13 protein-coding genes are annotated in these 14,897 nt (G+C 45.9%); 1 reads left to right on the plus strand and 12 read right to left on the minus strand.

The window, feature by feature from the left end; genetic code table 11:
• Positions 1-117: 117 nt before the first annotated feature.
• The 12 genes from R7Q09_RS12110 to R7Q09_RS12165 all read right to left on the minus strand — a co-directional run bounded on the left by R7Q09_RS12110 (position 118) and on the right by R7Q09_RS12165 (position 13,314).
• On the minus strand, positions 118-762 hold the full coding sequence (locus R7Q09_RS12110) for an START domain-containing protein (RefSeq protein WP_017820098.1): 645 nt from the start codon (positions 760-762) through the stop codon (positions 118-120).
• A 77-nt stretch (positions 763-839) separates the two neighbouring features.
• Positions 840-2,024 carry a multidrug effflux MFS transporter gene (locus tag R7Q09_RS12115; protein WP_017820099.1) on the minus strand — a complete coding sequence of 395 codons (1,185 nt, stop codon included), beginning with the start codon at positions 2,022-2,024 and terminating at the stop codon, positions 840-842.
• Entirely contained in the window at positions 2,021-2,665 is a 645-nt protein-coding gene (locus tag R7Q09_RS12120; RefSeq protein ID WP_047102429.1) for a recombinase family protein, read from the minus strand. The genes R7Q09_RS12115 and R7Q09_RS12120 overlap by 4 nt, the downstream gene beginning before the upstream one ends.
• Before the next feature lie 146 nt (positions 2,666-2,811).
• Positions 2,812-3,819 carry a LacI family DNA-binding transcriptional regulator gene (locus R7Q09_RS12125; RefSeq protein WP_017820101.1) on the minus strand — a complete coding sequence of 336 codons (1,008 nt, stop codon included), beginning with the start codon at positions 3,817-3,819 and terminating at the stop codon, positions 2,812-2,814.
• Positions 3,820-4,036: 217 nt separating this feature from the next.
• On the minus strand, positions 4,037-5,770 hold the full coding sequence (locus R7Q09_RS12130) for a sodium:solute symporter family transporter (RefSeq protein WP_005374733.1): 1,734 nt from the start codon (positions 5,768-5,770) through the stop codon (positions 4,037-4,039).
• On the minus strand, positions 5,763-6,758 hold the full coding sequence (locus R7Q09_RS12135) for an ester cyclase (protein ID WP_182016042.1): 996 nt from the start codon (positions 6,756-6,758) through the stop codon (positions 5,763-5,765). Before R7Q09_RS12135 ends, R7Q09_RS12130 begins: the two co-directional genes overlap by 8 nt.
• A 49-nt stretch (positions 6,759-6,807) precedes the next feature.
• Positions 6,808-7,782 carry an ester cyclase gene (locus R7Q09_RS12140; protein ID WP_256903072.1) on the minus strand — a complete coding sequence of 325 codons (975 nt, stop codon included), beginning with the start codon at positions 7,780-7,782 and terminating at the stop codon, positions 6,808-6,810.
• 513 nt (positions 7,783-8,295) lie between these two features.
• Positions 8,296-9,576, minus strand: coding sequence for a TRAP transporter large permease (locus R7Q09_RS12145; protein WP_158173277.1), 1,281 nt, complete (start codon positions 9,574-9,576; stop codon positions 8,296-8,298).
• Positions 9,573-10,136, minus strand: a complete 564-nt coding sequence (locus tag R7Q09_RS12150; protein WP_318070922.1) for a TRAP transporter small permease — start codon at positions 10,134-10,136, stop codon at positions 9,573-9,575. Before R7Q09_RS12150 ends, R7Q09_RS12145 begins: the two co-directional genes overlap by 4 nt.
• Positions 10,137-10,193: 57 nt before the next feature.
• Positions 10,194-11,189, minus strand: a complete 996-nt coding sequence (locus R7Q09_RS12155) for a TRAP transporter substrate-binding protein (RefSeq protein WP_318070921.1) — start codon at positions 11,187-11,189, stop codon at positions 10,194-10,196.
• A 268-nt stretch (positions 11,190-11,457) separates the two neighbouring features.
• The gene (locus R7Q09_RS12160; RefSeq protein ID WP_025768661.1) at positions 11,458-12,414 is read right to left on the minus strand and encodes a LacI family DNA-binding transcriptional regulator; all 957 of its coding nucleotides are present in this window, start codon (positions 12,412-12,414) and stop codon (positions 11,458-11,460) included.
• 150 nt (positions 12,415-12,564) lie between these two features.
• Positions 12,565-13,314 carry an HpcH/HpaI aldolase family protein gene (locus tag R7Q09_RS12165; protein WP_115386849.1) on the minus strand — a complete coding sequence of 250 codons (750 nt, stop codon included), beginning with the start codon at positions 13,312-13,314 and terminating at the stop codon, positions 12,565-12,567.
• 289 nt (positions 13,315-13,603) lie between these two features.
• Between R7Q09_RS12165 and hisD the strand changes: the two genes are divergently transcribed.
• Positions 13,604-14,896 carry a histidinol dehydrogenase gene (gene hisD, locus R7Q09_RS12170; protein ID WP_005374756.1) on the plus strand — a complete coding sequence of 431 codons (1,293 nt, stop codon included), beginning with the start codon at positions 13,604-13,606 and terminating at the stop codon, positions 14,894-14,896.
• Position 14,897: the final 1 nt, after the last annotated feature.

Consider the following 14,897-nt stretch of genomic DNA (forward strand, 5'->3'; position numbering starts at 1 on the left):
TTGGCGCTGGACTAAACAAAGGCCCCCTTTTAGGGGGCTCACACAAAGCCACCTTCTTTAGAAGGTGGTAATTTACTATTATGTACCGTATTAAAAAGCGAGTGGGAAGAGCGACGCTTACTCATCTATTTGAGGATGAGAGTATTGCTGATATTCAGGTAACTCTTTTCTTAAATTACTAAATGTCGCCCATGCACTTTCTTTTGAGAGTTTGTTGATCAGCCAGTTTGGCAATAGACCTCCGGGGTCAGCAAACGCCTTGTATTCCACGAGTGTTGTATCGTTTGTGAGTTTTTGTAACTCCCAAGTCGCATCAACCGAGCGAATTCGAACATAACCATTTTGTTCAGCAAGATATGAGTCAGGTGCGCTTTTGATTTCTATGGTGAATCCCAGCTCATCGACCCAGTACTTTGAGTAGGTGACCATATCCCGATTTTTGGCAGGCCATGGTGCTTTAAACTGGGTGTAAACGATGTTCTCGGTGGCCGATATCTGATTTAAAACCCGGCTATGACTGGCATTGTCAATCCAGTTCGGGATATTGTCACTGTCTTCCAGTAGCGTTAAAAATGCACCATAGCTGGTGGGTGTGAACATCCGGGCACGGATCTCAACTAAACCGTCACTATGTTCTCGGGAGTAAATTGTGATTCCATTCTTGTCACTCTCGAACTGCCAGTTCTCGTTGGCGCTCGCATCAGTGCCAGCGGATATCAATGTGGCGAGTGTTAAGGCGCCCATTCTTAAATGCAACATCATGTTAGTATCCGCCAACTTTTCCTAAATTTAAGTTTATACGATTTGTCGTAACTATAAGGACAATAGTATGTTTTTTGTTATCGTTCTGAAGGTTGCTCTGCACTGAAGCCACGTTGAATGTTGGTGAAGGTAAGCGATGCAAATATTACGATAACGATCGCTAGATGCCATGCTTGACTCAATCCAAGCTGCACCAGAGTTAAGCTGACCAATGAGGAGACGACCATTTGTCCACCACCAGACATTGCCGCTGCGGCACCTGCTTGCTTTTTATAAGGTTGCATTACCATCGCTTGTGCACAAGGTAGGGCAATACCATTACCCAAGATCATTAATAGCTGTCCTAGCATCAGAAATAGAGGCTCAACAGGACAGAAAAATAACCATATTGCGGCAGCGAGGTGAAGAAATGGGGTGCAGAGCAGCATTTTTTTATTGCCAATAATTGGCCTTACTCGGTTACAAATCGTGGTACCACATAACATACCCAAAGCGGGAATGAGCGCCCACATCGCGTATTGAGCGGAGGTCATGCCAATTTGATCTTGCATGATAAATGGCATCACAGAGACTGTCGTAATCATTAAGCTGAAGTTTAACCAACTGATACTGGCGAAACTCATAAAGTAACGAGACGTAAGTAAGCTCTTGTATTGGAGTAACATTTTTCGGGGTGACGGAATGACAGAACGTTTTGTGATGGTTTCTGTGAACTTAAAGGCGATGATTACCCAAGCCAGCGAGACATAGCCCAACAGAGAAATAAACACCATACTCCAACCGAAGTGGAAGTTGATAAAGCCGCCAATCACAGGTGCAATAAGTGGCGTGATTGAAGCCGCCATGGCGATGTAAGACATTGCCACTGGGAGTTCATCCCCGCTAAATCTATCTCGAGTCGACGCCCTCGCGAGTACCGCGCAGCATCCTGTACCTAACCCTTGTAAAAAGCGCCCCATCACCATCCCTGTAAATGTGTCACTGAAGAAAATAATTATCAGCAGACCAGACATCGCGATGAGTAAACCGGTAAGTAATACTCTTTTTCGTCCTAAAGCATCTGACACTGGCCCGTAGATAAATTGAGAGGGGCCGAAGCCGAGCAAATAAATACTCACAAGCAGTTGAGCTTGGTCGAGGGAGATGGAAAAGTCTTTTGCTATCCATGGCAAAGAGGGCATAACTAGCCCCATGCTCAACTGGCCAACGCTAATAATAAGACAGGCGAGTAGTATAGTATGAAAGTTGATTGGGCGACTCATGACTGGTCTCCATTCAAACAACCTTTTTGGCGTCGTGAGCTTAAGCCGCCTTCGTCATCCACTTCATTTAGCTTTGCTTTGACCCGCTTCACAGTCGATAGACTGACTTCGCATTGCTCTGCTACGTTTTGCAATGTGTAGCCTTCTAGCAGTAACGTTGCGATCTGTTGGTGTTTGGTTTTGTTTGCGGGGCGGCCGCGAAACTTCTGTTTCCATAATTCTGGCTGCTCTTTAATGGCCTGTCGCCCTTGCTCTGCGGCAAACAGGCGATGTTCAGTCTGCACTTTCCCATATCCAGATAACACTGTGAGTAGTGTTTGAGTCTGAACAGAACCTGGCTCAAAAGTTATTGATTCACATACAGTTTTCAATGTTACCCCTTTATCGAGTAGCATTTTTATCGTGTTCAATGCTTGACTAAAGTCGCGACCAAATGCGGTCAGCCACCAGAGCACAATCGTATCCCCAGCTCTGACGGAATCGAGCAGTCGTAAGAATGCCTCTCTCTCGGTTGGAGGCATGCAACCACGAACCTTATCCTCAAAATGCTGAGCTTCGGGCGCAAAAGCTTTTAGAGTATTAAGGTGCTCTTGGTAAGCTCGATTTTTTGGCGAATAACGAGTGTAAAGATACGTGGTCATAAGGATTATGAGCCTCTTTTTGTTTGGTTCATATAGTGTAATAGCTCATAAATATACATGGGTTCATTAATGCTTACAACACTAAATGAGCCGTTTGGGAGTCAGAGGCAAATAAAAAAGCCAACCGAATGGCTGGCTATAGCTATTTAAGCTTTTGTTGTCTGGCGCTCGATTAACTTCACTGGCACCATCATTTTTACTAGGCTGCCGTTTTTCGTATTAATTTGATCAACAATGATCTTCACGCACTCGCGAGCGAGGCGACGGAAATCCTGGCGGAACGTGGTTAATTGATAGCTTAACCATTCTGTCTGAGGAATATTATCAAAACCAATGACTTGTAAGTCCTGAGGAATCCTCAACCCGCATTCTATACGGGCGATATCCATGACCGCCATCGCAAGGTTATCGGTTGCACAGAACACCGCTTCAGGCCGATTTTTGTCTGCCAGTATGGCACGGACTTTATCAAGTGAGCTCGCGTAGTCATAGCTGGCTTCAATGATGCGTGGCGTCTTGCCGGTTAGGTCTTCAAATTCAGAGCAGAAGCCGCTTTGACGTTCGTCATTCGTAAAGGTTGGCACTTCTCCCGTCAAATAAACCGCGTTCTTCACGCCACTTTTGTGCAGAAGTTGCGCAGCTTGTTGGCCTGCTTCGTAGTTGTCACTGATAACGTAGCTACTCCTAGTACCTTCAACAACTCGTGCGTATTGAACAATTGGGATATTAAACTCTTCACATTCTTCATAAAGGGACTTATTGAAGGTTGCGGAAGCAGCAATGACACCATCGACGCGATACTGGAAGATATTTGGGATTGAGTGGCCCTCTTCTTCATCCACTTGCCATGGAATCAATACGGCAGAATAACCTTTTTTCTGTAACTCACTGGAAATTAATTGCAGTGTTTTCATATGGATAGGGTAATCCGCATCAGGAAACACCAAACCTATCAATTTCGATTCGTTTGTGGTCAGGCTACGTGCAAAGGCGTTAGGGCGGTAGTTAAGGGCTTTAGCCGCTTCAAAGACTTTTTGCTTGGTCTTTTCGGATACTGAGCTACCCGGAACAAACACGCGCGATACAGTAGATTGAGAGACGCCTGCCATCTTTGCCACATCTTTTGATGTGACTACGTGTTTAATTGATTTCATGAATAAAACTTAGTTGCCAGTAATTGAGGTCATAAGACTAGCATAAATAGGTACGTATTCATAAATGTTCTGACGGGGTATCCTAAGTAGAATAATGGTTTTGGAGTGTTAAAAAGCAAAATGTGGGTTAACCCATTTGGTTTGCTTTGAACTAGCACTAGATCTAGAGCGTAGATACTGTCCGTTTGTTGGACGTACAGTATCTACGTAAAGAACATTAATTTGCTTGTTTGACTGCAACTTTACGTTTTGGGGAGAGGAGTGAATACCCCATGTATCCGATGCAAGCGGTAGCGACAAGAATAGAGCAGCCACGCATAAAGTTAATCAGCATAGGAGCGTTGTCGGTAAACGCGTTGATCCCCCAAAGCATCACGATCGAGAATACAAACATCACTAGTAAGCCATAACATGGAGCATCGATTTTGCCGGGAACGACATACCAACCATCTTCCTTGATTGGTTTATTTAGACGAGCATATTCCGCTTGCTGGCCTTTCACTGTGTAAAGATGCATTTCATCTTGTTTACCCGTCAGGAGAAGGCTAGCAATGTAAGCGACAACGGCATTCACAAGGACGCCAATCACGCAATACCAAGGCCACGCAATATCGGTCGCAACGGCTACATACCAAATCACCAAGAAGCTAGCAGCAACGCCAATCAACAAGCCTTTTTCCGTAATGTGTTTTGAGTAGAACCCAAGGACAAACATACAGAAGCTTGCACCGACAAAGTAAGAGCCTGCCTTACTCAGCACTTCCAGTACCGAGCCTGTGCTGGTGGCAAACATGATCGCTGGAATGATGACCAAAATCGCCCACGCTACCGTGAAGAAACGCGATACCTTCAAGTAATGCTCTTCCGACTCGTTTTGCTTGTAGAAGCGTTTGTAAAAGTCAGCCACAGAAACGGTCGCCATTGAGTTAAATGCGGAATCGAGACTCGACATACTTGCCGCCAGAATCGCAGCGGCAATGATGCCCATCAAGCCTGGCATTCCATATTCACTCGCATAATGAAGAATGATGGTGTTGCCGTTTTCGAACTCTTTACCGTCGTAATAAGCGTTGAACAGGACGCCAAGCAAGATAAAGACAAAGTAAATAAAGAAGGCCACGTAGCCCATCATCAGCATTGCCTTTTTCGCATCGCCCATGTTTTTCGCGGCCATACATCGTTGTACCATCATCTGGTTACCGCCATACACGGTGGTGTGGAACATCGTCATTGCGATAACACCAGCCCATACCGTCGTTACTTGGCTTAGGTCAAAACTTGTCTGTAGGGCATCGGTCATTCCTTTCGCTTTGAGTTCTGCCATGACCTCCGTCATTGGAGCAGGCATGCCATTCCAAACGGCTTCAATGATGATGAATGCGCCAATAAATAAGATTACTGCTTGAATCACATCGGTCCAAATGACAGCCGCGATACCGCCCATTACGGTGTAGATAAGGGCAATTGCAGTGACGATCATGATGCAGTACATCACGTCGATACCAGTAATGAACTCTAAAATCATTGCTGTCGCATAGAGTACGGCTGCCGAGCTCAATGCTTGTTTGATAAGGAAGATAAACGACAAAGTCAGTCGTGAAGCCTTACCGAAGCGTCGTTCTTGATACTCGTAGATAGAGGTTAAACCGTTGTTGTAGAAAAACGGCATAAACACAGCCACGATGAAGAAGATCACCAGCGGATAATTGAGGTGAATCGCGATAACCGACAGGCCTTCTTTGTAAGACCAAGCTGGCCCGCCAAGGAACGACATGGCACTCACGTAAGTACAAACGACAGAAATACCGATCGCCCACCAAGGGATGCTCTTATCACCCAAAGCGAATTGGCTAGCTGAAGTTACTCGCTTACCAATCACCGCACCCAATACTAGCGTTAGGGCTATGTATCCACCAAGGATGCTCCAGTTAAGTGCGCCAAACTCATGCATAATTAGGTCCTTCTAACTGTTCTTTCATTTGTGCAAACACGTCATAGCCAAGTTGCAGCAGGATATGAACGATGTCGATCGCCACCCAGTTTTCCTTCAGTAAATCGCCTTCGCGTCGCCAAATGTCCATAACGCGAAGTTCGATGTGTTTTCCGGTTGGGGCAAGACCGAGCCAGCCACTGTGACCAGTGTGAGTACCATGCATATGTGGCCAACCACCTGTGGATACGTAGTCATTTTTGGCCAAAAAATTGACCTCAATATCGACACTTCGGTCAGGGAAGGCAAACACAAATGGCGCTTGATGGTGGTTACGGAAACCTTTGATACCGCGCGTAGTACCAATACCAGCAGGGCCGTACCACATGAAGTCATTGTGCCAGTAGTTTTCAAGATCCATCGAGAAAAGATCTTGACCATCAAAACGACCCAAGCAAGACAGCATATCTTCAACCAGCTGGGCGCTCTTTTCACTTTCTTCCAAAGACACAACAGAATGTTGGATACCATTAGAAGTCGCAGGAGAAGGGACCAAGCCATCGTGACCTAAGCTTTTACGAAGAGGGTTGCAGCCTGCTTGATTCATCGCGTCGATGAAGTCTGGGATCATGTAAGATTCGGTGATTTGGTCGTTCTCCACACACACCATTTCGGTGTAACGCAAGTAGAGTGTTTTCCCTGTTGCTGGGATGCTAAACAGTGGTTGTTCAAATGTACCGATAAAATAGCCGGTAGAGTTGTACCAAGTGCGACCTTCGTATTCGCCGTGCATCACAATTATTGGTCGGCGCTCGGCGTCAGGCAAAGCATTAACAAGTGGTGAGAGGAAAGATTCGTGGGTTGCATCTGGGCCATTAAGATCGTTCACAGGGTGCGCCACGCACCATTTTACGTCAGGGTTCAAAGTTTGCAGAGCGGCCTGTTTTTGCTCGATGTCTGCGGCTTTGAAGTAGTTCTGGTAGAACTGTTCGATGATGTTGAGTGACATGTTGCTTCCTTACTGTCTGTGATTTTAATAAATAGTGTTTAGTCAGCCGTTAGCCTTGCTGAAGCAGGATTTGCTTCCAGATTGCGGCCTCGTCAAACAAAGTGAATTCGCGACGAAGACCCCAAGGGCCAAACTCAGCGTGGCTGATCCCCATGATATAAACCTCTTTTCCTGAAGGCTTACCAAACATCCCATATCCCTCATGCTTACCGTGCAAAGACCATCGAATTGCAGCGCGTGGTGACATCATGTCGTCATCTCGGCCAATACGATGGTGAACGGTAAATTGAGCATTTGGGAAAGACGCACGAAGTGCCATCCAAAAATGATCGACTTCCGAGTGTGATAGGGCAGTTTGACCGCCAGTGTATTCGCCGATACAAGCGCGGTCGTACTCTTTCGGTACTATAGAGAACTCGGCATTCATAAGGCTTCTGAGAATTGCTTCGTATCGCTGACCATATTCGTTGTCGTTGCCTACGCCCAAATAAGGTCCAGGAATGTCGATTTCAGGTGTGAACGGAAATGGGCTTGATTCCACGCCACCTTCAAATTCGATTTGTTGGCGTGCAAACTCTTCTGACGTCATACCCAGTTGTTTCGCGATATCGGCTTGATCGCGAACCAACCATTCGTCATTGATTTGGTTATTGATAGCGTGGCAATCTGCGATAATACGGAAACGAAGTTTGCGGTTCGAGGCTTGCCCGTAGAAGCCGTTGCCACTGTGTGTTGCAGTAGAGATGATTCGATGAGAAGAAAGCATGCCTTGTTCCGGGGTGCCTGACCAAATGACGTCTTCGCCATATAGCGTGCGATCGGGAAACTCGGCCAGTGTCGCCATTGTTGCACTGATCACCCCTTCGTTTCCTTGAACGATAGAGAGTGGAGTACGCACAACAATGTCGGGAGAGTAGTAGTGTTCTAAGGTGTTTAAACCTCGGTCTTCCCAAATCTCTTTTGTGATACCAAGAATGTAGTCGGGAAAATCACGCCACTTTTCATCGAAGCCAACCATGGCCATAAATCACCTCCGTAATTGAATAATTATGTTTTGATTACGTATTCAAAATATATCATGTTGCCATTTTGTCAACGGATTGTTTTCCGATTGTTTAAATAGCGTGCTGATGATCAGATTTTTAACAATTGAGCGGAAAATAAACTAAAAAAGTACAGGCGAGATGGAAGCTATCTCTTATCGAGACGTGTTAATAAGAAAGGAGGTCAAAGTTTTTTGTATGAATTTCCTAATATCTTATTGTTTTTTAATCGCTTAATTTATTTTGATCTGTTTGAATGGAAACAAATGATTAAGCCAAAACTGATAATCATGCAGATCAAGGCACCCAAATAGACTTTATCGCTAATATTCAGCTATTTTGGTGTCAATTATCCTTATATCTTTCAAATTTTCCTTTTGCATACGAATGCTTAAAGGCTTTTTTATTAAATCGGAAGTAGATAACGAATAAGCCACTAGAAAGGTATTTATCTAGTGGCTATAACAGTCATAAGCGCTCTATGAGTGCAACGATCAGGATAAAAGCGCAGGTAACGATAGCGAGATGGCAGGGATGAAGGTAATCAACATCAAGGCCACTATCATTGCACCAATCCAACCCATGATGGCTTTAGAGAGCGACTCTATCGGTACTTTGCCTACCTGACTTGCCATAAACAGGTTGGCTCCCAGAGGAGGCGTAACAAAGCCAATGGCCAAGTTCACGATCATCACGATACCAAAATGAACGGGGTCCATGCCGAGTGCTGACGTTATGGGTAGCAGAATTGGCGTGAGAATAACAATGGCCGCCAGCGTTTCCATAAAGGTACCGACGAGCAACAACAGAACATTGATGCAAAGCAGTATCAGAAGTTTGTTTTCGGTAATCGATAGAATGAACTGAGCAATCTCGGTCGGTAGACGTTCTAAGGTCAATATGCGGCCAAACGTCACGGATGCACCCACAATGACAAGCACAGCGCCAACTAACAGTGACGATTCTAGAATGATTTTCACCACTTGCGCTGGTTTGAGTTCTTTATAAACAAACATGCCAAAGAACAAGCCATAGAGCACACCAATGGCGGCTGATTCGGTAGGCGTGAAGATTCCGGAATAGATGCCACCGAGAATGATAACGGGTAGTAGCATTGCCCAGCTGGCTTCTTTTAACGCATCAAGACGCTCTGCCCAAGTCGCTTTGTGCTCGTTACCTGTGTAGCCCCGCATTTTGGAGACAATTAGACAGTAGCCGATCAATACCATACCGACGACCAAGCCTGGAATGATGCCCGCCATGAACATCTTGGTGACTGAAACTTCAGCAGTGATCGCGTAGACGATCATCACCACAGAGGGTGGAATAATGACGCCAATTCCGCCGGAAGAGGCGATCAAGGCACCGGCAAAGCTGCGATCGTAGCCTTTCTTCACCATAGAGGGAATCATCGTCAGGCCGATAGCGGCAACGGTGGCAGACCCTGTACCAGAGATGGAAGCGAAGAACATACACGCCACAATGGCGACGATGCCAAGCCCACCAGTAAAGTGGCCAAAGAAGACCTCCGCCACGTGTAATAATCGTTTTGAGATCCCTCCTTGGCTCATAAGGTTACCTGCCAAGGTAAATAGAACGACGGCGAGGAGAGGGAAAGAGTCGAGCCCTGTTACCATTCCTTGGACTAAAAACTCGATGTTAAGAAACGGCAGACTGAGTATCGCGACCATACTGGCTGCCGCCAGAGCAATACCGACCGGAACGCCAATGAGCAGAAGCAGACCAAAGCTGCCAAACAAAAGTGCAGATGTCATGCGTTAAACTCCAATAGTCGGTTAGAAGTACGATACTTTGCTTTGATATGGCGATAGCGTTGGCGAGAAAAGCGTATCCGTTCGCTGGTATTCGAAAGAGCGCGAGTGCGTTGATAAATGCTGGTTACCAAGCGCACGCAGCTTAAGATTGCGCAAACCAAAACGGACGCATACAGGCAAGCAATAGGTATTTCCATTGCGGGAGCAATCTGACCGAGTTGCAGGCTTCGGTTGATGACCTTAAATCCAAACCAGGCGACAGTGGCACTAAAGGCAAGGTAGATAAGATCAGAGACAATCAAACTGAATTGTGTCCAATTGCCCGGAAGTTTATCGATGAACACGAGAATACGGATGTGTCGATCATCTCGGATACAGTAGCTGATGCTCAGGTACATCGCCCATACGAATAAATAACGAGCCAACTCTTCAGCCCACGCGATCGTTGCGTCAAATAGGCGTAGTGCGATTTGCAAGCACAGTAAAGTTGTCATCGTCGAGATCGCGATAACGATAAGGGTAGGTTCTAGGTATTTGTCTAGTAAGCGAAACCACTTCATATTCACCTCCAAAACGGAAAGCACGACCTGTTTCCAGATCGTGCAAAAGAGTGGGATTTATAGGCGTTCTATCTCGGCAATCACGTTGTCAAACAAGTCTTCACCTGTCTTGCTACGCAGATCTTGGTACACGGCTGCATTCATTTTTTCTTTCATGATGCTGCGTACGTCATCTGGGACGATGTTAACCGTCATGCCTTTCGCTTCGAGATCTTTGATCACTTCTTGATTTTGCTTAGCGGCGAGCTCGCGCTGCTTAGCGATGGTTTCTTTGCTTACTTCACTGATCAGCGCCTGTTGCTCTGCAGGTAGTGAATCCCAAAACGATTTGTTCATGAACAGCACGTAGTTGGTGTAAATGTGGTTAGTCAAAGAGAGGTATTTCTGCGCTTCATAAAAGCGTTCGGCATAGATCGAATAGATGCCGCTTTCTTGAGCGTTAATCAGACCTTGTTGGAGCGAAGTAAATATTTCACCCCAAGAAAGAGGCGTTGGTGCCGTACCCACGGATTTCCACGCACTGATCTGAGTTGGGTTCGACGCAGAACGAATCTTCAGCCCTTTCAGGTCCTCAATACTATCAATTGGCTGTTTGTTGTTGGTCACGCTACGAAAGCCGACCTCCATAAAGCCAAGTCCATGAAAGCCTTTTGATTCCATAGCATTCAACAATGGTTGTCCGATCTTCTCACTGTCGAGCGCTTTGTGTGCTTGCTCTTCGCTATCAAAAAGGTAGAACACGTCGAGCACGTTAAACTCTGGGACGTAGGGAGAGAGTAAAACTGACGCACCAAACGTCATTTGTAAGTTGCCTTGCTGTACGAGTTCAGTCGTCTCACGCACATCGCCTAGTTGTCTCGCCGGATAGATTTCAACTTCTATCTCACCGTTTGAGCGAGCTTCCACTTCTTGTTCGAAATAGAGCATTGCTTTGTGTACGGGAGAGGTTTCTTGACTGTCATGAGCAAGACGAATAACACTGGTTGCAAACGTATTCATACTGCTAAATGCAAGCCCCAGTGCGGTAAGTGAAGTAAGGATTGCTTTCTTCATCGTTCTTCCTTGTTTCTGGTATGACCTGCCATGGGCATTCGTTGGCAAGTCACACAACTTTTTATGTTTTTATAAATTAGTTGAGCAATTCATATCCATTTTGCATACGAATCCAAAATAAAACATTAAAGTAACAAGTCAATAACAAGATTGATGAATTGATGAGGAATTAAATAACGATTGGTGAAAATTTAATCGTGATCACAGAAAATGCCTTACTCGAAAGCAAGGCATTTTGTTTTATGAAGAATGAATAAAAATGGATTTATTAAATGGTGCTACTACGTTCGATCAAGGTGCCTTGCTCGAAAAGGTATTCGCCAGTTGCATCCAGGTTGCCGTTGATTCGATTCATCAAGTCTTCAACCGCTCGTTTAACAATTTTGTCGACTGGTTGAGCAATGGTGGTCAAATCATAGCTCGGCCATGCAGACATCGGAATGTTATCTACACCCATCACAGAGAAGTCTTGGGGGATCTTTGCTCCGGCTTGTCGCAAGCCATCCATCACACCCATGGCGAGGATGTCGTTTGCACAAAAAATTGCATCGGGTTTGCTAGTGTGCGACAAGATCGCTTTCGCCGCTTCTAAGCCTGCTTCAAAGCTGTACTTGGCTTGGATAAAGGTTGGTGACGGGGAGCCGAGTTCTTGCAATTTTGAAGAGAAACCCAGCCAACGCTCTTCACTGGTCATGGAGCCAGCATCGCCACTGATATAAGCACACTGTTTTGCGCCTTTCTGCGTTAAATACTCGGCTGCTTGTTGGCCCGCCAAGCGGTTATCAATACCAGAGCTGTTGGCATTAATACCCTCGGCGTAGCGGTTGATCAAGCTTAAATGAACGCCAAACTTTTCGCATTGGGCAAACGCGCGTGAGGTTAAACGGCTGGTGGCGATAACGAGTCCGTCCACTTGGTATTCAATGGCGCGTGAAATGGCGAGATCGAGGTCGTCCTTGTCGATAGGGCAAAGCACAACTTGTCCGCCTCGCTTTTGAATTTCGACAGCCAAAGCACGAGATTGCATGTCGTACATTGGGTTTGATTCGCTATCTAACGCAATCGCCACTAAGCCTGAACGATTCGAAATCAGACCTCGGGCGATGGCATTCGGTGTGTATCCGAGCTTAGCTGCGGCATCCATCACCATTTTGCGTTTCTTCTCGCTAATACTCGCAGTCGGGCTGAATGCTCTAGATACCGTCGATTGAGAGACGCCGAGCATCTTCGCGACGTCGATCGAAGTTACTTTCGCTTTAATGGTGATACTCCTTATTTAAGGCCATTGAACCTTCTCATACGTGCTGAGTGTATGGGCTAGGGGATTTCTGTGTCTAGAGCATTACATTGATAAGGCGTAAATATCAGAGAAAACTCAAGAATTCATCACATTTCTCTCTTGCTTGAAGCCATCAATGATCATTTTGTGTTCAGAGCCAACACAAAAGAAGCTAACGCCGAGTTCACGCCATTCCCGAGCTTGTTGAGCCGTCGCGACAAACATGCCAACAGGTTTATTGGCGGCTCTGGCCGCTTCGATTACTCGCATACTTGCTTGTGCGACTTTCTCATCATGAACGCTATCAGCACCATAAGCGACAGTGAGATCAACTTGGCCAATGAAGAGCGCATCAATTCCTTCAACATTGGCAATCGCTTCAACATTTTCAACCCCTTGAGGGTCTTCAATTTGTGCAATGACAATCGTATTCGCACGGCTGTCTTTTAAGTGTTCAACCATGGGCTTAGTGGCGTATTGCGCTGCTCGACTGGAACCAGCATACCCTCGGCCACCTTCTCCGTAATGGCAGATTTTCGCCAGTTGCGTCGCTTGCTCAGCAGTACAAACATGGGGAATTTGTACACCCGCCGCGCCACAGTCAAGCGCGTTCAAAATGGTTGAAGGGGCGCTGTCTTGTACTCGTACCACGCACGCGAGGTCATTCGCTCTGGCCGCCATGATGCACAGATCAAGCGAGGAGCGATCGAAAGGTGCGTGCTCTGCATCCAGTACCACAAAAGGCAACTCTGCCAGTGCCAATACTTCGATAATGTGAGGGTGAGGGGTTTTAACAAATGTACCTAATATCGTTTCTTGCTTCAGACGTTGTTTAAAATTGCTCATGATTCTCTCCTTTGCAAAGGTATGCAAAAACTAACATATAGAAATGTAAATGATGAGTAAAAATGATGTGATCTAAAACTCATTTTTGATTGAAAATTAAACTTAATTAAGGTCCTTATTACTTGCTTTTATTTGTTTAAACTAATAAATACAAAGGCTTAAGGATTGTTTTTGTGGTTTGTTGACTTAACTTGTCAAATGTTAATTAAGTGTTTAATCTGATTTTGCATTCGTATCCAAAAGCATAAAAGTAACCGTTCGTCAGCCTCAATGTTCAAGGAGAAACCCAATGGCACGCATTTTAAAAAACGGAATCACTGAAGAAGCATCAGCATCAAATGACGCAAAAGTGCGTCAGATTGTCGAAAACATTCTTGCTGATATTGAATCGAAAGGTGATAGCGCTGTACGTGAGTTGTCTGAAAAGTTTGATAACTGGTCGCCGGAGCAATTCCGCCTGTCAGAAGAGCAAATCCAAGCCTGTGTGGATGCGCTTGATGAATCGACTCGTCATGATATCGAGTTCGCTCAGCAACAAGTTCGAAACTTTGCTCAAATTCAACGTGACTCAATGAAAGACGTCGAAGTAGAAACCATGCCTGGTGTGGTACTGGGGCATAAAAATATTCCAGTCAACAGCGTGGGTTGTTACATCCCTGGCGGTAAATACCCATTGGTTGCATCCGCTCACATGAGTGTACTGACGGCGAAAGTCGCGGGCGTAAAACGTGTTATTGCTTGTGCACCTCCGTTTAATGGCCAACCGAATGTGGCGATTGTCGCTGCGATGGCAATGGCGGGTGCGGATGAAATCTACTGCTTCGGTGGTGTTCAAGCGGTAGGAGCTATGGCATTGGGCACGGAGACTATTGCGCCAGTCGATATGATTGTAGGGCCGGGTAACGCATTTGTAGCAGAGGCAAAACGTCAGTTGTTTGGTCGCGTTGGTATCGATTTGTTTGCAGGCCCAACGGAAACCCTAGTCATTGCCGATGAGAAAGGTTGTGACCCAGAATTAGCAGCGGCAGATTTGCTTGGTCAGGCTGAGCATGGTTACAACTCTCCCGCTGTATTGTTGACCAATAGCGAAACATTTGCGCAAGAAACCATCAAAGAAATTGAACGTCAGTTAACCATTCTTCCAACGGCTGAAGTCGCGGGTAAAGCGTGGGCAGATTACGGACAAGTGATTGTGTGTGATAGCTACGAAGAAATGGTGGAAGTGGCAGACGATATCGCTTCTGAGCACGTTCAAGTGATGACGGAAGATCCTAAATACTTCCTAGATAACATGACCAACTACGGTGCCTTGTTCCTAGGTCGTGAAACCAACGTTTCTTACGGTGATAAATGTATTGGTACCAACCATACACTGCCAACGAAGAAAGCGGCGCGATACACCGGTGGTCTTTGGGTAGGTAAATTTATCAAGACCTGTACTTACCAGCGTGTAACGGAAGCTGCGTCGCTCAAAGTCGGTGAGTACTGCTCTCGCTTGTGTGCACTCGAAGGTTTTGCTGGCCACAAAGAGCAAGCGGATATTCGTGTGCGCCGTTACAAAGGCAAAGTAGAAGAGGCGTAAT

The organism is Vibrio sp. 2130-1 (assembly GCF_033339515.1).